We start from the raw sequence: 18,546 nt of genomic DNA on the forward strand, positions 1-18,546 counted from the left end.
CAGTTTTTGTTCGTTCCAGACGCTATCCGAACCGCTTTTTCCCTGTCAAATCGGCGTCGTTTCCGACTCCGGGCAGCAAGGAACGCTGTTCATGTAGTTCTGGAGGTTGTTGCGACCACGAACTCTAGCACCCTTTTAGGAGTGAACTAGCGAGGGGGTCTGCCGCACTCCGTTCCCTTCCGGGCCCGTTCCGCGCTGGCTCGAAGAAAGTTACACCCCGCTCCCGGCAGAGGCAAATCCGGGGTCGCGCTCTCGCCGAAGTCGGTGAAACCGCAGGTCGTCGGGCCCGCCGGGGTGCTCGACGGCTCCGGCTCGCCGCGCGCAGTGATCGGGACCACACGTCACGGGGCGCACCGCGACTACCTCCGACTGCCGTCCGCCGACGGGTCGTCCGTCGGGATCGGGTCCAGCGGGGCGAGTGCCGTCCCGGTCCAGCGGTAGCGCACGGTCGCCGATCCCCGCGTCGGGCAGCAGACCGGATCGGCGGCGGCGTAGAGCTGGTAGGACAGCACGATCGTGTCGCGCTCCGCCCGCACCAGGTCGATGCGCGCGCTCGTGGTCGCCGTGTCGGTTCCCAGGTAGTCGCCGTCGTGGAAGAAGAAGGCGAGCTGCGACGCCGAGTCCGCCGCTCCCGCGCGACCGGCCAGCACGACGTTGAGCGCGGACGGGTCGGACCAGGTCCCCGGAGCGGGGGTGAAGCCCTTCGACCGGACGAGGTCCTCGGCGGCCGTGCGACTCGGGCCGGTGCCGGCGGACGACGGCCGAGCGGAGACGGTGGTCGTGGACGGCACGACCACGCCGGTCGTCGCGGACGGCACGGCGGCGGCCGCGGTGAAGGCGGGCGCGGGCGCCCCCGCCAAGGGCCGCTGCGACGGTGCCTCCTCCGCCAGCCCGGCGGCACCCGCGCCGATCACGACGAGAGCGACGGTGGCCCCGGCGATCCCCCGGTGGAGTCGCTCCTGCGAGGTGCTCGGCCCCGGCCAGAACGGCACGGCCGCGGCCACGAGGAGCGTGAGCGCTCCGGCGAGTCCGACCCACGGACCGGCGCCGACGGACAGGGACTCCACGTCCCGCACGCTCAGCAGGAGGCGCACGACCAGGACGCAGGTCAGCAGGGCCAGCACCCCGGTCGCGATCCGAGCCGTCGTCCGGGGAGCGCCCACGACGGCGACCACGACCGCGGCGACGGCGATCACGGCGAAGATCAACGGGAACGCCGCTCCCCGCTGGGCGGTGTAGAGCTGGTGCAGGTCGAGGTCGCCGATCGGCCCGACCCGTGCCCAGGGCAGCAGCGGAGCGAGTCCGACGACGGCGCCGGCGATCAGCACGACGACGGGCCCCAGCGCGTCGTGGTGCGCACCGGCGTCGTCGGCGCACCACTGGCGGTGCTCCACGGCGTCCTGGACCGGCTCGCCGCAGAACTGGCAGCTCGTCATCGTCGCGCCCCTGAATCTCGTACCGGCGGTTCCGCTGCGCCGACTGTCCCACCCCGGCGACGATCGGGGCGGTTCCGCCGTCGGCGTGGCACGAACGAGCCGCGGACAAAACCGCGGCACGTCACAACCGGCGGCCGGTGTCCCGGCCGCCGGTGCCGTGCGACTGCCGGGAGCAGGCGCTCACCGGGAAACGGACATCGCTTCGAGCGGGCGCGGCGCGTCGGCGGCCTCGCGCTCCTCGTCGAGCACCGGCCGGGGCGCGGGGTGCTCCACCAGTGCGAGCACCCGGCTGGCCATGAACCGCGCGGTCCGCACGACCGTGCCGGAGCGGGTCACCTCGACCACTTCCGCCACGCCTCGCCCGATCCGCGTCTCGACGCGCCGCCCGGCCCGCGACGCGACGATCTCGTAGGTACGCGTGCTGTCGCCCGCGTCGACCACAACCTCGACCCTGTCACCCTTCATACAAGCATCAACGCAGGTCAGGCCGCTTTTACTCCCCGATCTGGGACAAATCGGGCAGGCGAACCGAGCACGTTCACCAGCCGCTGAGCGGGTGCGGGAGACGCGGCGGGGCGCTCGCGCCGCGCCCGGCTGAACCGTGGGGCGGGTGGGGCTCGAACCCACGACCTGACGGATTATGAGTCCGCTGCTCTGACCAGCTGAGCTACCGCCCCTCACGTGGCGCAGCCCACGACCCCGTGGGTTGCGCCGTCGCGGCACAGAGAGTACCGATCATCGTTCCCGGCGTCCGAAGAACCCTGCATCTGTCCAGCGCGGTGGGAGAAGGCACCCGACGACGATCCCGAGAGGGCTCGGCGGTGAGCCGGAGTCCTCACACCGAGCTTCACCTGATGGTGTGAAGAAAGCAGGACGCGGCCCAACAGAAGAGGCCCGGTCCTCAATGGACCGGGCCTCACCTGCGGCAACGCTCCCCCAACTGGATTCGAACCAGTAACCCTTCGATTAACAGTCGAATGCTCTGCCGTTGAGCTATGGGGGAATGTTCTGTTGTGCTCGCCGTCGGGCGGACACGCTCTCCGTCCGACGTGGAGAACTCTAGCGCATCGGGACCAGCACTCGCACACACCCCCCCGTTGTGCGGCAGTATGGGCCGTGAGCAGCCACGACACGAGAGGGGACGACCTTGAAGGGCATCGTGTTCGGAGTGGCCGTCGGCTACGTCCTCGGCGCACGCGCGGGCCGGGGGAGGTACGACCAGATCGTGCGGACGTACCGCGCGCTGGCCGATCACCCGGCGGTTCAGGGCGCGGCGGGGATCGCGCGGGCCAAGATCGGCGAGAGGACCGGGTTCGGCCACCGGCCGCGGTCCTCCACCAACGGTCAGCACCGGTCTCCGGAGCCGTCCACCCCGCGCACCAACTAGTGGTGCTCCCGCGCGCGCCGTCACCGCCGCCGGTGCGCGCGGGTGCTCATTCCGCCCGGATCGCCTTCACGCAGCGTCCCAGCAGCGCGCGCAGCGCCTCCCGCTCCTCGGGGGCGAACTCGTCGGCGATCCGCTGTTCGATCCGCGCCACCTCGGCGTCGGCCGCGCGCAGGGCGCGCAGACCGGAGTCGGTCAGCCTGGCCTCCACGACGTTGCGGTGCCACTCGTGCGGAGTCCGCTCGACCAGCCCCCGTTCGTCGAGGTTGCGCAGCACGACGGCCATGTTCTGCGGGGTGACCTGGCACAGCCTCGCCAGCGCGGCCCCCGAGATGCCGGGGTTGTCCGCCAGCCCGAGCAGCGCGGCGTACTGGGGGACGGTCAGCTTCGCACTGCGCACGGCCGCGCTCTTCGCCGTCATCAGCGCCTGCTCGGCGCGCTTGACGTCCAGGCCGAGACGTTCCTGAGCTGGGATGACCACGTTCAGAGGATACTCGCGATCAACGCTGGATCGATCGTCAAAGCTTTGATACACATCAATGCGTGGACAACATCGTGATGATCACCGGAGCGACCGGTGGCCTGGGTCGCGCACTCGCCCTCGACCTCGCCGCGCACGGCGCGACGCTGCTGCTGCACGGCCGCGACCACGAGCGGCTGGAGGCCGTCGCCGAGGAGGCTCGCCGGGCGTCGGAGGCGTGCACCGTGCGCACCCACGTCGCCGACCTGGCCGACCTGCGGGAGGTGGTCGACCTGGCGGAGCGGGTCAGGGCGGACGAGTCGCGGCTGGACGTGCTGGTGAACAACGCCGCGGTGGGCGGCGGCGAGGACCCGAGCCAGCGGCAGCTCAGCGCGCAGGGGCACGAGCTGAGACTCGCGGTGAACCACCTGGCCCCGCACCTGCTGACCAGACGCCTGACACCGCTGCTGACCGGGGCGGCACCGGCCAGGGTGGTGAACGTGACCTCGGCCGGGCAGGCGCCGATCGACTTCGACGACCCGATGATGGAGAGCGCCTACGAGGGCGTGCGGGCCTACTGCCGCAGCAAGCTCGCACTGGTCATGTCGACGTTCGACCTGGCCGAGGAGCTGGACGGATCGGGGGTCGCGGTCAACGCGGTGCACCCCGCGCACCTGATGGACACGCCGATGACGCAGCAGGGCGGGTTCCACCCGCTGGCCGCGGTCGACGAGGGTGTCGGCCCGGTGATGCGGTTGATCGCCGCGCCGGGGGTCGAGGGGGTGACGGGACGGTACTTCGACCGGTTCGCGGATCGGCGGGCGCACGAGCAGGCGTACGACGAGGAAGCACGCCTGCGGCTGCGCAAGCTCACGGAAGAACTCGTCGGGTCCTGAGGGGCGGCGGGGCCCGCTCTGCGGTTCAGGCGGACGGAGCGGTCCTGGCCACCACGAAGACGCGACGGAAGGGGAACCACGTGGTGCCGTCGGCGCGCTCCGGGTAGGCCTCGCGCAGCAGGGGCGCGAGGTCGGCGCGGAAGGCCGCCCAGCGGTCGTCGTCCAGGGCCGCGCGGATCGGCCGCAGGGCCGTGCCGCTGATCCACTCCAGCACGGCGTCCGGCCCCTCCAGGCGCTGCACGTAGGTGGTCTCCCAGGCGTCGACCTCGCACCCGGCGCCCGCGAGCAGTTCGGCGTAGCCGACGGGGTCGAGCACGGGCGCCGGGTCGCGCAGGACGTGGGCGAGTTCGTCGCGCCAGGCCGAGGCGACCAGGTCCCGCACGAGGGAGTGCGACGGTCCGGCGAAGTTGCCGGGGACCTGCACGGCGAGCCACGCCCCCGCGGGCAGTTCGCCGCACCAGCGGACCAGCAGTTCGGGGTGGCCGGGCACCCAGTGCAGGACGGCGTTGCTGATCACGACGTCGGTGTCGGGTGCCGGGGCCCAGGTGGCGACGTCGGCCAGCGACGCGTCCAGGCCGCGCTCACGGGCCGCGGCGACCATCTCGGGAGAGGAGTCGAAGGCTTCCAGCTCGGTGCCGGGCCAGCGCTCGGCCAGCGTCGCGGTCAGGTTTCCCGGCCCGCAGCCCAGGTCGGCGACCCGGCGCGGCGCGTCGGCGCCGATGCGGGCGACGAGGTCGTGGAACGGCCTGGACCTGTGGTCGGCGAAGGACAGGTACTTCACGGGGTCCCACATGACACACCTCCAAGCAGTACGTACGTACTGTATACCCGAGGAGTCAGGAGTCCACCGGTCGGGCTTCCGCGATCTTCGCCGCCACGTCGGAGGCGATGGTCACCACGAGCGCGGGGTCCGTTCCCTCGTCGGCGCGCACCTGGAGCACCACACCGTCCTGGCCGGGCACCTTGCGCTGCACGAACCACGCGCCTCCGCCGGGCAGATCGCGGTGGTGCCGGGACCTGATGGACCCGGTCACCCTGGCCTGCACGGCCTCGGGGAGCTTCGCGGGCTCCTCCACGACGAACCTGCGCGGTGGCAGGTCGCGGATGAGCACCGCCCCACCGGCCGCACCGGTCTCCTCGGCCTCGACGACGACCAGCGCGCCCGAGTTCCAGCTGGCCTTGCTGATCAGGTGCCAGCCGATGCGGCGCGCACCGGGAACCCAGAGCCCCAGGGAGGTGGCCACCAGGTGACCACCGCCGCGCACGGCGGCGTGGGCGAGCACGTTCTCGTCGGGCTCCAGCGTGCCCTCGAACCCCGCGGGCACACCGCGTCCCGTCAGCCTGCGCCACCAGCCGAGCATCTAGAGACCTCCAGCAGCCTGTTCGCGGAGTGCCTTGTGGTACTCCTCCAACGCCACCAGGTCTCCGAAGAGCGCCCGGTAGTCGTCGGGTTCCTGCACCGGCGAGATGCGGTGCAGCCGGGACTTGATGTCGGCGATCTGACCCGCCACGAGGAGCTGCTGCAACCGCGCCAGCACGCTGGAGACGTAGCGGAACTGGTCCACCACCTTGACCTGCAACGGCTCCACGGCCAGCTCGGTCAGCACCGAGCGCACCGACTGGTGCTGGCACGCCTGCTTCACCGCGTCGACGAACGCGGGACCGGACAGTCCGCTGGACGCGCCGCCCGCCTCGCGGATCGCCTGGTGCAGAGCCACGTACGCGGGGTGGGTGAAGGCCTCGTCGGGCAGGGCGTCGTAGTAGGGACCGGCCATCTCCGGCAGTTGCAGCGCGGCTTTGAGCGCCTCGCGCTGCACCGACAGGTTGGGGTCGCGCGGGTTCGGGCGGGGCGGCCCGTCCACGTCGACCGGGAGCGCGCCCTGGTTCGGGTCGGCGGCGGCACGGCGCTGCTTGGGCGCGGTCCCCCCGGCGCTCTCCCGCACCCGGCGCACCACGGTCAGCGTGTCCTCCCAGCCGACCCAGCCGGCGAGCTGGCGCGCGTACTCGTCGCGCAGCGACACGTCCTTGATCTGCGCCACGAGCGGCACGGTCCGCTGCAACGCCGCGACGCGGCCCTCCGCCGTGTCGAGGTCGTGCTCCAGCAGCAGCGTCTTCACCGCGAAGGTGAACAGCGGCACCCGGCGGGCGACCAGGTCGCGGACGGCCACGTCGCCCTTGGCCTGACGCAGCTCGCACGGGTCCATGCCGTCGGGGGCGACGGCGATGAACGTCTGCGCCGCGAAGCGCTGCTCGTCGTCGAACGCCTTGATCGCGGCCTTCTGCCCAGCCGCGTCGCCGTCGAAGGTGAAGATCACCTCACCGCGGAAGGAGTTGTCGTCGATCAGCAGTCGCCTCAGCACCGAGATGTGCTCGGAACCGAAGGCCGTGCCGCAGGAGGCCACGGCGGTGGGGACGCCGGCGAGGTGCATGGCCATGACGTCGGTGTAGCCCTCGACGACCACGACCTGGTGGCGCTTGGCGATCTCCCTCTTCGCGACGTCCAGGCCGAACAGCACCTGCGACTTCTTGTAGATGACGCTCTCGCTGGTGTTGAGGTACTTGGCCTGGATCGGGTCGTCGTCGAAGATCCGGCGGGCGCCGAAGCCCACGACGTCACCGCCGAGGTCCTTGATGGGCCACAGCAGGCGGCGGTGGAACCGGTCGATCGGCCCCTGCCTGCCCTCCTTGGTCAGCTGCGCCTTGATCAGCTCGGTCAGGTCGAAGCCGCGGCCGAGGAGGTGCTTGGTCAGCCGGTCCCAGCCGCCGGGGGCGAACCCGCAGCCGAACTGCCGGGCCGCGGCCTCGTCGAACCCGCGCTCGGCCAGGAACTCCCGCGCCTTCACCGCCTCGGGGGAGGCGAGCTGCTCGGCGTAGTACTCGGCCGCCGCGCGGTGCGCCTCGATCAGCCGGGTGCGGGTGCCGCGGTCGCGCTGCACGCTCGCGCCGCCGCCCTCGTAGGTGAGCTGGAAGCCGATGCGGTCGGCGAGCCGCTCCACCGCCTCCACGAAGCCCAGGTGCTCGATCTTCATGACGAAGGCGATCACGTCGCCGCCCTCGCCGCAGCCGAAGCAGTGGAACGTTCCGTGCGAGGGGCGGACGTTGAACGACGGCGACTTCTCGTCGTGGAAGGGACAGAGCCCCTTCAGCGCGCCCCCACCGGCCCGGCGCAGGGAGACGTGCTCCTCGACGACCTGATCGATGCGGCTGCGATCGCGGATCAACGCGATGTCGCTTTCCCTGATCCGTCCTGCCACAGCGGACGAGTCTAGTGCTGGCAGACTGGGACCCGTGACCGCCGCCGAGCAGACGCTGGCCGTGGAGTTCAGCGAGCACCGATCGCATCTGATCGGTGTGGCGTACCGGCTGACCAGCAGCGTCGCCGACGCCGAGGACGCCGTGCAGGAGTCCTGGCTGCGCGTGACCGGGCTGAGCGCCTCGGCGCGGGCGGAGATCCGCGACCTGCGGGCGTGGCTGACGACGGTGGTCAGCCGGATCTGCCTCGACCGGCTGCGGTCCGCGGTCGTGCAGCGGGAGCGGTACGTGGGCCCGTGGCTGCCGGAGCCGCTGATCACCGGCCCGGACGACCCGCTCGACGCGGTGGTGCGGGACGACGGCGTGCGGATGGCGGCGCTCGTCGTGCTCGACCGGCTCTCCCCCGAGCAGCGGGTGGCGTTCGTGCTGCACGACGCGTTCGGGGTGCCGTTCACCGACATCGCCGGCGCCCTGGGCGTCTCGGTCGCCGCGGCCCGGCAGCACGCCTCGCGCGGGCGCAGGGCGGCCGCGGCCGCCGATCCGCCGCCCCGGGTGGCGATGAGCGAGCAGCGCGACGTGCTGGAGCGCTTCCTCACCGCGCTCGCGTCGGGCGACGTGAACGCGGTGGCCCGCCTGCTGCACCCCGACGTCGTGGCGATCGGCGACGGCGGCGGCAGGGTCAGCACGGCGCTCAACGTCATCAGCGGCGCGGACAAGGTGGCGCGCTTCCTGGTGGGCCTGGCCCGGAAGTACGGCGGCGCGCGCCAGCTCGCGGGCCGGGAGGCGCTCGTCAACGGCGACCTCGGACTGCTGCTGCCGGGATCGTCGGGGCCGGGCAGCACGCCGCGCGCACCGCGGGTGAACGCCTTCGCGATCCGCGACGGCCTGGTCGTCGCCCTCTACGACGTGGCGAACCCCGACAAGCTGACCGGCGTGGACTTCTAGCTCCGGAACGTGACACCTTCGGGGACTCCGGTTGCCCGTGGGGCAACAGATACGTTCCGGTGCATGACCCAGTCCCACGCCCTGACGCTCGACCTCGACCACCACTCCGCGGGGATGCTCGCGGGCACCCTGCTGTCGGGCGAGTCGTGCGCGGTGCCGGTGCGCAACGGCCCGACCCGGCTCCTGCTCTCGGCGCTGCCCGCCGAGGGAGGGATGCGGTTGCACCTGCGGCTGTCCGACACCGGCCGCTGACCGCTCAGCACGGCTTGTCGTACTCCCCCACCCAGTCGATCAGCAGGTTGCGCGACCCCTCGTCGTCCAGGGCGAACTCGTCGAGCCGCTCGAACACCAGGCGGCAGCGGGCGATGACCTTGGCATCGCTGGTGAGCGTGCGCACCAGGTCGGACTTCACGCACGCCACCGGGGTCTCCTGCTCGTACTGCATGAGCGAGCACGACGCGGCGAACGCGCCGACGGCACCGCGGGAGGAGGGCACGACCCGCACCGCGCAGCGCGGGCTCGCCGCGTGGAAGACCAGCCGCAGGATCTGGTCCTCCATGATCCGGTCGTCGCCGACGCGCAGCCGCAGCACGTTCTCGTGGACGAAGAACGTGCACTCGGGGCCGAGGTGGGTGCGCATGATCGCCTGTCGCTCGGTCAGCGCGCGCACGGCCGGGGCGACCTCGGTCCGTCCCGTGAGGCCGAGCCCCGAGATCAACGCCTCGGAGTACTCCGGGGTCTGCAGCAGGCAGGGAACGGCCACCGCGTCGAAGCTCGTGATCACCGCCGCACCGGTCTCCGCGAGCACCAGGGCGCGCAGGTCGGCCGGCAGCTGCTCGCAGCCCGCCTGGTGCAGGTACGGCGCGCAGGCGTGGCGGTAGCGCGAGACGAACCGGTCGATCTCGCAGTGCGACAGGCCGCAGCGGGAGAGGAACACGAGAAGATCGAGTTCACTCGCCCGGTGCCGGCCCTGCTCGACCATCGACAGCTTCGACAGGTCCCACCCGACCTGCTCCGCCATGCGCGCCGCGTCAAGTCCCGCCATGCCCACCCGCAGTCGCCGGAGTTCGTCGCCGAGCTCTCGTCCGAACGCGGTGCTGTCCCTCATGGACACCAACCGTAGGTGTTCTGAGCTGGGACTACAGGCGTGAAGCCAACAAATCCCCCGTTAGAATCACCCGGGAGCGACGGTCACGCCGCGTGATCGAAAACGAGATCAACTCGCGATCAGCCGGGCCGGACCACGCGGGCGAGGAAGTAGACGGCACCGGTGCGCGCGTGCCGGACGAGCAGCAGGTGCGGCCGGTCCACGTGGATCTCCACGGGGTCGCTCTCCACCACCAGCGACACGGCCCTGATCATCACCGCGGTCGCCGCGGCGCCCTCGAAGCCCTGCTCGTCGACGCGGAGCACGGCCTCGTGCAGCACGTCGTCCACCAGCAGGTCGGAGTCGGGGCTCAGGCCCGACAGGTCGGCGGCGCTGGTGAACACCGTCCGCACGCCCAGTTCCGCGAGCGCGTCCTTCAGCGCGAACCTCGCCCGCAGTGCGAGAGCGGGGGTGAACAGCGCGATGTGGCTGATCGCGCGGGCGTCGAGCAGCGCGGTGAGCCGGTCGGCGTCGAGGGTGGACTCGTCGAGGTCCCCGTCGGGCAGCAGCACCACGGCCTCGACACCGCCCAGCGCGGGCAGCGTGATCGCCTGCCAGCCGTCGGCGGCGGCGTGGAACAGCCGCGCGGTCAGCGTCATGGTGGGCACGTCCACCGTGCCGGCCGGCGCGTGGAACGGCCGGGGCTCGGTGCCGCCGTCGGCGAAGGCGTTGAGCCAGCCCGCCTTGAGGTAGACGGCGTTGACGACGCTCGCGACGGTGTCGGGCGAGACGGAGCCCGGTTCCAGGAGCTCGGGGATCAGGTCGTAGGTGGTCTCCGCCACGTCGGCGTTGACGAGCGTGCGCGCGCCCTCCGGGTCGGCGGCGAACGGCGCGGCGCGCACCTTCGCGCCGGGCCAGCGGCCGAGGGCGTCGAGGAACTCGGCCTCGACCTCCAGCCCCTCGCGCGTCCAGAGCGTGTTGGCCACGGCGAAACTCGCGTCGTCGGTGACGGTCGACGCGCGCAGCAGCTCGTCACCGCCCTCGCCGAGCAGTCGCACGATCTCCTCGCGCGTCCGACCCCCAGCCGCCTGCGCGGCGACGCCGAGCGCGCTCGCCACCGAGTACGGCGACCAGCACGCGTTCACCTCCGGATCGGGCGCTGCGGCGCGGTGCAGGGACAGGGCGAACGCCAGGTGCGCGCGATCGGTCACGGGGCTCCTCGGAAGCGGGGGTGAGCGGTCAGGGTCGACGCGGGTCGGGCAGGACGGCGACCAGCGGGTCTTCGGGGATCGGCCGCTCAGCGGCGCCCGACACGGGTCCGGACGGGCGCGGGTGGCGGGGTTCGCGGACGCCGGCCGAACCGTCGTCGCCCTCGTCGTCCCACCCGTCCGGGTGGGGGACCTCGCGGGCCACGAGCAGCTCGGCGCCGGGTCTGCGCCACGGCCGCCGTCGGCCCGGCGGTTTCCTCGACTCCTCGGCCACGTCGTCGAGTGTGCCACTCGCGGGTGACCGGTGGTGGGCGAGCGACGAGCGCTCAGGTCAGCTCCGCGTGCCGCGCGACGGCCTGCGCGTCGGTCATCAGGGCCACGTGGTCCACGACGACCCGCAGCCGTGCCGCGTCGTCGGCGGCGTCCCGCCAGGCCGGGGTGAACGCGGGGTCGAGCTCCTCCGGCCTGCCCAGCAGTGCGGTCACCAGCTCCGCGACGACCTGTCGCTGCCGCTCCTGCATCGCGAGCCGGTCGGGGTCGCTCATCACGTAGCGCACCGCCACGGCCTTGAGCAGCGCGACCTCCGCGGCCACCAGCCGGGGCACCACGAGGTCGGCGGCGTAGCGGGACAGCGGCCCGTCGCCGTGCACGTCGCGGGTCGCGCTGATCGCGGCGGAGGCGAAGCGGCCGACCAGTTCGCTGGTCAGCCGCTTCAGCGCGACCTGGGCTCGCAGCGTCCCGTCGTACTCGGCGCGGGCGAGGTCCGCGACGGCGGGCAGCCCGAGCAGCTCCGCGGCGGCGGCCTCCAGTGCGGACACCGGTTCGTCGGAGAAGTGCTTCGCGGCGAGTTCGGCGACGGTGGCGCGCTCGGCGGGATCGCCCAGCGCGGCGAGGGAGATGCGGTGCGACACGACGCCGTCCTCCACGTCGTGCACGGAGTAGGCGACGTCGTCCGCCCAGTCCATGACCTGGGCCTCCAGGCACTTGCGGCGCTCCGGGGCACCGGCGCGCACCCAGGTGAACACCTCCAGGTCGTCGTCGTAGACGCCGAACTTCGCCACTCCCGCGGAGCGCCGCCAGGGGTACTTGGTGGCGGCGTCCAGGCAGGCGCGGGTGAGGTTCAGCCCGCGCAGCGTCTTCGGCTCCAGCCGGGTCAGGATGCGCAGCGTCTGCGCGTTGCCCTCGAACCCGCCGCACGGTCCGGCGAGCGCGTTCAGCGCACGTTCCCCGTTGTGCCCGAACGGGGGATGCCCGATGTCGTGGGCGAGACCGGCGGTGTCCACCACGTCCGGGTCGCAGCCCAGCTCCTCGCCGATGCCGCGGCCGATCTGCGCGACCTCCAGCGAGTGGGTGAGCCGGGTGCGCGGCACGCCGGAGCCCTCACCCGGCCCCACCACCTGCGTCTTGCCCGCGAGGCGGCGCAGCGCGGCGGAGTGCAGCACGCGGGCGCGGTCGCGGGAGAACGGGGTGCGCCGCTCGGTGCGCGCGCCGGGCAGGACGGCGCCCTTGGCCTCCTCGGCCAGCAGGCGCTCGGCGTCGTGGTCGGTGTAGCCGGGCGTCATCGCACGAGGATACGGAGAGCGGTCAGATGTCGAGCTGGTCCAGGGCCGCCGCGGGGGCCCTGGTGAGCCGGTAGTACAGCAGCGCGCCGGTCTCCCGGCGGATGTAGAACCACTGCGTCTCCCTGGTCTGCACGTTCGGCCCGCTGCGGGTGGGCGAGGTCCACGCGTCGAGCCCGGCGTCCTCGGCCATCGTGCGGGCGCGCAGCGAGTGCCACGGATCGCTGACGATGATCGCGGTGCGCAGGCCCAGCTCGCTCGTGCGGTCGGCGAGCGCGCGCATGCTTCCGAGGGTGTCGTTGCCCTCCCCCACCTCGATGATCGCGTCCTCCGGCACGTCGTGCTCCACCAGCCAGATCTTCCCGGCCTGGCCCTCGGTGTAGGCGTCGCCGTCCTGACGGCCGCCGGTGGTCGCGATGTGGCGCACGACGCCCTGGTCGTAGAGGCCCTTGGCGTGCTCCAGGCGTGCCTCCAGCACCTCGGAGGGCACGCCGTTGTACTGGGCGGCGCCGAGGACGACCGCCACGTCGGCAGGGGTCCAGTCGTCGACGCGTGCGACCTGCCACACGCGGAAGGCGGTGCCTCCCACGACGAGCGCGGTCATCACCAGCGCGCCGAGCACGACGCGCAGCACTAGCCGCCTGATCCAGGCGAACACGGACAGGGGTGACGTGGACACGGCACGCATGGTTCCAGAACTCGCGGAGTGACGTCGGCGCGCCCCGTCGACGCCTTCGCACGGCAGCCGTTCGGCGCGTTCCGTCGTCGGCGCTGGCGTGGTTCGATCGTGCTCGTGCCAGCAGAGCAGCCCACGATCCTCGCGACCTCCGGAGCCTGGCGGCGGGGCAGGCGCACCGACCTGGAGATGGGTCCGCTGATCCGCCTCGCCCTCGACCTGTCCGGGGTGGACGGCCGCCGTCCGCGGCTGTGCCACGTGGGCACCGCGGCCGGCGATCAGCGCTGGTACCAGGCGCTGGTCGACGAGGCGTGCCGCTCGGCCGGGGTCGACGTGGCGCACCTGAACCTGTTCCCGATGCCGCCGACCGACGACCTGGAGGACTTCGTGCTGTCCAGCGACGCCGTCTGGGTGGGCGGGGGTTCGGTGGTGAACCTGCTGGCGCTGTGGCGGGTGCACGGCCTCGACGCGGTGATGCGGCGGGCCTGGGAGTCAGGGGTCGTGCTGTCCGGGGTGTCGGCCGGGTCGATCTGCTGGCACGTCGGTGGCACGACCGACTCGTTCGGGCCCGAGTTGCGCGTGGTGACCGACGGGCTGGCGCTGCTCCCCCACGCCAACGGCGTGCACCACGACTCCGAACCCGCTCGCCACCCCGCCGCGCTCGCGGCCGTGGAGTCGGGCGAACTGCCGGTGATGCACTGCACCGACGAGGGGGCCGGCCTGCTCTACCGGGGCACCGAACTGGTGGAGGTCGTCTCCGACCGGTCCACCGGTGGCGGGTGGCGCGTGGAACTGGACCCGTCTTCGGGAAAGGTGCAGGAGGTCTTCCTCGACACGAGGCGGTTGTAGCGCGTCGTGTCGCCTGTACGGGTGAAGTTCACGGACGGTCGGTCGCGCGAGGGGCGCGGCGGCGCCGACGCGGTCGTCGGCGGCCTCCGCGGCTCCTCCTGACCCCGGCCGGTCAGCAGCCGATCAGCCTGGCCGCCAGGTAGCCCTCGATCTGGTCGAGCGACACGCGCTCCTGCGACATGGTGTCCCGCTCGCGCACGGTCACGGCGAGATCGGTGAGCGTGTCGAAGTCGACGGTCACGCAGAACGGCGTGCCGATCTCGTCCTGCCGCCGGTAGCGGCGGCCGATGGCACCGGCGTCGTCGAAGTCGACGTTCCAGTTCCGGCGCAGCGCGGCGGCCAGGTCGCGGGCCTTGGGCGACAGGTCGGCGTTGCGCGACAGCGGCAGCACGGCGACCTTCACCGGCGCGAGGCGGCGGTCGAGCTTCAGCACGACCCGCTTGTCCACGCCGCCCTTCGCGTTGGGCGCCTCGTCCTCGGTGTAGGCCTCCAGCAGGAACGCCATCATCGGACGGCCGACGCCCGCCGCCGGCTCGATGACGAACGGCCGGTAGCGCGAGTTCGTGGCCTGGTCGAAGTACGACAGGTCCACGCCGGAGTGGTTCGAGTGCGTCGTGAGGTCGTAGTCGGCGCGGTTGGCGATGCCCTCCAGCTCACCCCACTCCTGGCCGCCGAACTGGAAGCGGTACTCCAGGTCGACGGTGCGCTTCGAGTAGTGCGACAGCTTCTCCGCCGGGTGCTCGTAGCGGCGCAGGTTGTCCTCGGAGATGCCCAGGTCGGTGTACCAGCGGGCCCGCTCGTCGATCCAGTACTGGTGCCACTCCTCGTCGGTGCCGGGCTCGACGAAGAACTCCATCTCCATCTGCTCGAACTCGCGGGTGCGGAAGATGAAGTTGCCCGGCGTGATCTCGTTGCGGAACGACTTGCCGATCTGGCCGATGCCGAACGGCGGCTTGCGGCGCGACGTCGTCTGCACGTTGAGGAAGTTCGTGAAGATGCCCTGCGCGGTCTCCGGACGCAGGTAGTGCAGGCCCTCGTCGGTCTCCACCGGCCCGAGGTGGGTCTTGAGCAGGCCGTTGAACATCCTCGGCTCGGTGTAGCTGCCGCGGGTGCCGCAGTTCGGGCACGGCACGTCGGACAGGTCGCCCTCGGCGACCTCCTTGCCGGTGCGCTCCGCGTACTCCTCGGACAGCGTGTCGGCCCGGAAGCGCTTGTGGCAGGAGTTGCACTCGACCAGCGGGTCGACGAACGCCTCCACGTGGCCCGAGGCCGCCCACACGTCGCGCGGCAGGATCACCGACGAGTCCAGGCCCACGACGTCCTCGCGGCCCTGCACCACGGACTTCCACCACTGGCGCTTGACGTTGTCCTTGAGCTCCACGCCGAGGGGGCCGTAGTCCCACGCCGACCGCGTGCCGCCGTAGATCTCACCGCACGGGTAGACGAAGCCGCGGCGCTTGCAGAGGCTGACAACGGTCTCGATGCGATCGGCGGGCACGGACTCTCCCAAGCACGAAGAAACAGGGGGGCCGAGCGTAGCCGTCCCGTTCCGCCCACCATCGGGCGACCGCAGCCGATCAACGCGGAGTGGCCGGTCCCGCCGCCTCGCCGAGCCGGACGGTGCCCGCGTCGCTCGCCAGCAGGCTGGTGCGGGTGGCCACGTCCCCGGCGGCCGCGTCGAGCACCGGTTCGTAGGCCGCGGGTTCGTCGGCCAGCGCTTGCGACAGCAGCGGAACGACGTGCTCGCGGACCTCGAACGGCGACAGCGCGCGCCGGTAGGCCGTCACCGACTCGAACTCGACCGTCAGCACCCAGCGGTCGTCGCTGTCGGTGGAGCGGCTCAGCACGCCGCGCAGGCAGCCGCGCTGCGCGGTCAGCAGTTCCAGCGCGCGCCGCGCCCGCGCCGTGAAGTCGGCGGTGTCGGCGACCGCCACCCGGAACCGGCAGACGAGCAGCACGGCGGTGTCCCTTCGCAGGAGGTTCGGTGCGAGGATGCCACGGTCCCCCGCGAGGGCGCCTTCCGGTGGTCCTCGTGCTCGGGACGCTCCCGGTCCTGCGCGACTGAGTAGAATCGGAAGTGAAATCCATACCGAGAACCGGAGGGGGGTGCGCACCGTGGCCCAGGACGCCGCGACGGCACCCGTCGGAGCCGGGCAGCTGCACTCCCCCGAGCGCTGCGCCGCCGGTCCCTCCCCCACGAGGTCGCCGCGAACGCTGTCCGCCGCGGGCGACCTGCTGCGCGCACTGGCCGCGCCGGTGCGGATCGCGATCGTGCTCCAGCTCCAGCAGGGGGACCGCTGCGTGCACGAACTGGTCGACGCGCTCGGCGTCGCCCAGCCGCTGATCAGCCAGCACCTGCGGGTGCTGAAGTCCGCCGGCGTCGTGCACGGCGAGCGCCACGGGCGCGAGGTCGTCTACCGGCTGGTGGACGAGCACCTCGCGCACATCGTGGTCGACGCCGTCGTCCACGCCGAGGAGAGCGGGGGGCCGGACGCCCGACGCGCCCTCACTGGTATCAACGACACCGACCGGGCCGGCCGGACGGAGGAACTGTGACGACGGGTGAACGCTCTACCAACGCGGTACCGGGGCTGAGGTCCACCAAGCAGCGCACAGCGGTGTCGCACCTCCTCGACCAGCTCGACGAGTTCCGCTCGGCGCAGGAGCTGCACGAGGAACTGCGCCACCGCGGCGAGGGCATCGGCCTGACCACGGTGTACCGCACGCTCCAGTCGCTGGCGGACGCCGGCGAGGTCGACGTGCTGCGCACCGACTCGGGCGAGGCGATCTACCGGCGCTGCTCGGCGCACCACCACCACCTGGTGTGCCGCCACTGCGGCCGCACCGTCGAGGTCGAGGGTCCCGCCGTGGAGAAGTGGGCGGACCGGGTGGCGGCGGAGAACGGGTTCTCGCAGGTCAGTCACACCGTGGAGATCTTCGGGACCTGCGCGGACTGCACGAAGAAGCTCGCGTCCCGCTAGAACTCGTAGGGGGTCTCCGGGGCGGCGGTCGGCACGACCCGCTCGACCCGGAACGTCGGCACGTAGCCGGTCTCCTCCGTCGCCGAGCCGGGCACGGCCTCGCCGGTCACCTCGATCCACTCGTCGACGACCAGCGCGTCCACCCCGGCGCCGTCCAGACGGACCTTGACCGGCGAGGCGTCGGCGGCGCAGCAGGCGATCACCAGCCGCGCCACGTGGGTGACGCCGTCCTGGCGGACCACGAACCCGACGAGGCGCACGGTCCGGCCGTCCAGCGAGCCCGAGTCGTCCCACGCCGTGCGCGTGACGAAGTCCGTCACGGTCATCGGCACGACGTCCCCGCCGGGCAGCGGGGCGAACCGGGCCGCCGCGCCCTCGGAACGGTTCGTGTTGCTGTCGGCGGACCGGCTCACGGTGTCCGCGCCGAGCGCGGGCGGGCTGATCAGGAAGACCGCGAGCACGGGCAGCAGCAACAGCCACGGGCTGCGTGATCCGCCGTGACCGCCGTGATCACCGTGGTCGTCGTGGTCACCGGCGGGCGGCGCGGCGCCCGTGCGGCTGGTGACCAGGTCTCGGCCGATCGCCACGACCGCGAGCAGCACCATCACGACGCCGGTGAGGACCAGCCACGGCTGGAGCGCGGGCTTGACGTAGCGCAGGTAGGTGCCGGTCAGCGCGAGCTTCAGCAGGGCTCCGCCGAACAGGACGAGCAGGATGTTCTGCGTCTCGCGCCTCATGCCGCGCCTCCCAGGAAGACCAGTCCGGACCCGACCGCGCACAGCACCGCCACGACGAAGGTCGCCGGGACGAACCGCGCCGCGAACGACCGGCCGAACGCGCCGGCCTGGAGTGCGATGAGCTTGACGTCGACGGCTGGCCCGACGACGAGGAACACCAGGCGCGGCAGCAGCGGCAGCGCCGTCATGGACACCGCGACGAACGCGTCGGCCTCGCTGCACAGCGCGAGGATCACGGCCAGCAGCGCCATGACCACGACCGCGAGCACGATCTGCCCGCTCAGCGTCTCCAGCCACGACACCGGCACGAGCACGCCGAACGCGGCGGCGACCACACCGCCGAGCACGAGGAAGCCGCCCGCCTGCACGAGGTCGTGCCGCGCGGTCTCGGCGAACACGGCCCAGCGGGACTCGCCGGTGCGCTCGGGCAGTGCGCGCAGGGCGCGTTCGGCGATCCACCCGGCGTGCCCGAAGCGCGTCCACAGCCAGCCCATCACGACCGCGGTGAGCAGCGATCCGACGAAGCGCGCGGGCATCATCATCGGCGCGTCGCGGAACGCCACGGCCGTGGAGACCAGCACGATCGGGTTCACGGCCGGTGCGGCGAGCAGGAACGACAGCGCCGCGGCGGGCGCAACGCCCTGCTGCATCAGGCGCTTCGCGACCGGCACGGACGCGCACTCGCAGCCGGGGAGGGCGACACCGGCGATCCCGGCGACGGGCACCGCGAGCGCGGTGTTGCCCGGCAGGAGCCTGCGCAGCACGTTCGGCGAGACGAACGCGGCGATGGCCCCGCTGACCAGGGTGCCGAGGACGAGGAACGGCATCGCCTGCACGCAGACGGCCACGAACACGGTGGACGCGGTGCGCAGCTGGGGGACGTCCAGCAGCCGCACGAGCCGGTCCTGGAAGACCAGTGCCAGGAGGAGCACCGCGCAGAGCACCTCCAGGGAGGTGATGCGCCAGCGGCGGGCCGGGCCGCGCGGCGGGCGGTCCGGCCCCCGGATCTCACCGGTGATGGTCACGCAGTCATGGTGCCAGGCCCGGCGGGAGTGGTGGCCACCGACACGGTGATG

At 72.4% G+C, this 18,546-nt stretch carries 22 protein-coding genes and 2 tRNA genes; 7 read left to right on the plus strand and 17 right to left on the minus strand.

Annotation, left to right across the window (positions count from 1 at the left end):
- Positions 1-359 precede the first annotated feature (359 nt).
- From IMZ35_RS17925 to IMZ35_RS17940, 4 genes are all read right to left on the minus strand, one after another.
- Positions 360-1,436, minus strand: a complete 1,077-nt coding sequence (locus tag IMZ35_RS17925) for an LppP/LprE family lipoprotein (protein WP_199442273.1) — start codon at positions 1,434-1,436, stop codon at positions 360-362.
- 180 nt (positions 1,437-1,616) lie between these two features.
- Positions 1,617-1,901: a DUF8836 family protein gene (locus IMZ35_RS17930; protein WP_199442274.1), complete on the minus strand. Its 285-nt coding sequence runs from the start codon at positions 1,899-1,901 to the stop codon at positions 1,617-1,619.
- A 137-nt stretch (positions 1,902-2,038) separates the two neighbouring features.
- Positions 2,039-2,113: transfer RNA gene (locus IMZ35_RS17935), tRNA-Ile, on the minus strand.
- 254 nt (positions 2,114-2,367) lie between these two features.
- Positions 2,368-2,439, minus strand: a tRNA-Asn gene (locus IMZ35_RS17940).
- A gap of 144 nt (positions 2,440-2,583) precedes the next feature.
- Between IMZ35_RS17940 and IMZ35_RS17945 the strand changes: the two genes are divergently transcribed.
- Positions 2,584-2,823 (plus strand): hypothetical protein, encoded by a 240-nt coding sequence (locus IMZ35_RS17945; protein WP_199442275.1) that lies wholly within the window; start codon positions 2,584-2,586, stop codon positions 2,821-2,823.
- A gap of 46 nt (positions 2,824-2,869) precedes the next feature.
- Here the strand turns inward: IMZ35_RS17945 and IMZ35_RS17950 are convergent, their stop codons facing one another.
- The gene (locus tag IMZ35_RS17950; protein ID WP_199442276.1) at positions 2,870-3,301 is read right to left on the minus strand and encodes a MarR family winged helix-turn-helix transcriptional regulator; all 432 of its coding nucleotides are present in this window, start codon (positions 3,299-3,301) and stop codon (positions 2,870-2,872) included.
- A 62-nt stretch (positions 3,302-3,363) separates the two neighbouring features.
- Between IMZ35_RS17950 and IMZ35_RS17955 the strand changes: the two genes are divergently transcribed.
- Positions 3,364-4,176: an SDR family NAD(P)-dependent oxidoreductase gene (locus IMZ35_RS17955; protein WP_307868323.1), complete on the plus strand. Its 813-nt coding sequence runs from the start codon at positions 3,364-3,366 to the stop codon at positions 4,174-4,176.
- A gap of 25 nt (positions 4,177-4,201) precedes the next feature.
- Here IMZ35_RS17955 and IMZ35_RS17960 read toward each other — a convergent pair whose 3' ends face one another.
- From IMZ35_RS17960 to dnaG, 3 genes are read right to left on the minus strand one after another with little or no spacing between them, the layout of a single operon-like run.
- Complete coding sequence (locus tag IMZ35_RS17960) at positions 4,202-4,969, minus strand: trans-aconitate 2-methyltransferase (protein WP_199442277.1); 768 nt, start codon at positions 4,967-4,969, stop codon at positions 4,202-4,204.
- Positions 4,970-5,012: 43 nt separating this feature from the next.
- Complete coding sequence (locus IMZ35_RS17965; protein WP_199442278.1) at positions 5,013-5,537, minus strand: hypothetical protein; 525 nt, start codon at positions 5,535-5,537, stop codon at positions 5,013-5,015.
- On the minus strand, positions 5,538-7,430 hold the full coding sequence (dnaG, locus tag IMZ35_RS17970; RefSeq protein ID WP_199442279.1) for a DNA primase: 1,893 nt from the start codon (positions 7,428-7,430) through the stop codon (positions 5,538-5,540).
- Positions 7,431-7,455: 25 nt separating this feature from the next.
- Here dnaG and IMZ35_RS17975 point away from each other — a divergent pair, with 25 nt between their 5' ends.
- Entirely contained in the window at positions 7,456-8,373 is a 918-nt protein-coding gene (locus IMZ35_RS17975; RefSeq protein ID WP_229372546.1) for a sigma-70 family RNA polymerase sigma factor, read from the plus strand.
- 63 nt (positions 8,374-8,436) lie between these two features.
- Complete coding sequence (locus IMZ35_RS17980; RefSeq protein WP_199442281.1) at positions 8,437-8,625, plus strand: hypothetical protein; 189 nt, start codon at positions 8,437-8,439, stop codon at positions 8,623-8,625.
- Between the two features lie 4 nt (positions 8,626-8,629).
- Here IMZ35_RS17980 and IMZ35_RS17985 read toward each other — a convergent pair whose 3' ends face one another.
- From IMZ35_RS17985 to IMZ35_RS18005, 5 genes are all read right to left on the minus strand, one after another.
- A complete protein-coding gene (locus tag IMZ35_RS17985; protein ID WP_199442282.1) occupies positions 8,630-9,481 on the minus strand; it encodes a helix-turn-helix domain-containing protein in 852 nt (283 codons plus the stop codon).
- Positions 9,482-9,600: 119 nt separating this feature from the next.
- Entirely contained in the window at positions 9,601-10,671 is a 1,071-nt protein-coding gene (locus IMZ35_RS17990) for a serpin family protein (protein WP_199442283.1), read from the minus strand.
- Positions 10,672-10,699: 28 nt separating this feature from the next.
- On the minus strand, positions 10,700-10,942 hold the full coding sequence (locus IMZ35_RS17995) for a hypothetical protein (protein WP_199442284.1): 243 nt from the start codon (positions 10,940-10,942) through the stop codon (positions 10,700-10,702).
- Between the two features lie 52 nt (positions 10,943-10,994).
- Complete coding sequence (locus tag IMZ35_RS18000) at positions 10,995-12,230, minus strand: deoxyguanosinetriphosphate triphosphohydrolase (protein ID WP_199442285.1); 1,236 nt, start codon at positions 12,228-12,230, stop codon at positions 10,995-10,997.
- A gap of 22 nt (positions 12,231-12,252) precedes the next feature.
- Complete coding sequence (locus IMZ35_RS18005) at positions 12,253-12,831, minus strand: YdcF family protein (protein ID WP_229372550.1); 579 nt, start codon at positions 12,829-12,831, stop codon at positions 12,253-12,255.
- A gap of 183 nt (positions 12,832-13,014) precedes the next feature.
- Here IMZ35_RS18005 and IMZ35_RS18010 point away from each other — a divergent pair, with 183 nt between their 5' ends.
- The gene (locus IMZ35_RS18010) at positions 13,015-13,752 is read left to right on the plus strand and encodes a Type 1 glutamine amidotransferase-like domain-containing protein (protein WP_307868325.1); all 738 of its coding nucleotides are present in this window, start codon (positions 13,015-13,017) and stop codon (positions 13,750-13,752) included.
- Between the two features lie 112 nt (positions 13,753-13,864).
- On the opposite strand, the gene IMZ35_RS18015 is transcribed toward IMZ35_RS18010, so the two are convergent.
- On the minus strand, positions 13,865-15,250 hold the full coding sequence (locus tag IMZ35_RS18015) for a glycine--tRNA ligase (RefSeq protein ID WP_199442287.1): 1,386 nt from the start codon (positions 15,248-15,250) through the stop codon (positions 13,865-13,867).
- A 79-nt stretch (positions 15,251-15,329) separates the two neighbouring features.
- A complete protein-coding gene (locus IMZ35_RS18020; RefSeq protein WP_199442288.1) occupies positions 15,330-15,710 on the minus strand; it encodes an antibiotic biosynthesis monooxygenase family protein in 381 nt (126 codons plus the stop codon).
- A 148-nt stretch (positions 15,711-15,858) separates the two neighbouring features.
- Here IMZ35_RS18020 and IMZ35_RS18025 point away from each other — a divergent pair, with 148 nt between their 5' ends.
- Entirely contained in the window at positions 15,859-16,308 is a 450-nt protein-coding gene (locus tag IMZ35_RS18025) for an ArsR/SmtB family transcription factor (RefSeq protein WP_438816882.1), read from the plus strand.
- Positions 16,305-16,733 carry a Fur family transcriptional regulator gene (locus tag IMZ35_RS18030; protein WP_199442289.1) on the plus strand — a complete coding sequence of 143 codons (429 nt, stop codon included), beginning with the start codon at positions 16,305-16,307 and terminating at the stop codon, positions 16,731-16,733. Before IMZ35_RS18025 ends, IMZ35_RS18030 begins: the two co-directional genes overlap by 4 nt.
- Here IMZ35_RS18030 and IMZ35_RS18035 read toward each other — a convergent pair.
- On the minus strand, positions 16,730-17,470 hold the full coding sequence (locus tag IMZ35_RS18035; RefSeq protein WP_199442290.1) for a TIGR03943 family putative permease subunit: 741 nt from the start codon (positions 17,468-17,470) through the stop codon (positions 16,730-16,732). The genes IMZ35_RS18030 and IMZ35_RS18035 overlap by 4 nt on opposite strands.
- Positions 17,467-18,495, minus strand: a complete 1,029-nt coding sequence (locus tag IMZ35_RS18040) for a permease (RefSeq protein ID WP_199442291.1) — start codon at positions 18,493-18,495, stop codon at positions 17,467-17,469. The genes IMZ35_RS18035 and IMZ35_RS18040 overlap by 4 nt, the downstream gene beginning before the upstream one ends.
- Positions 18,496-18,546: the final 51 nt, after the last annotated feature.

Origin of the sequence: Umezawaea beigongshangensis (assembly GCF_016464305.1) — a bacterium.
Taxonomy (GTDB): Bacteria; Actinomycetota; Actinomycetes; order Mycobacteriales; family Pseudonocardiaceae; genus Umezawaea_A; species Umezawaea_A beigongshangensis.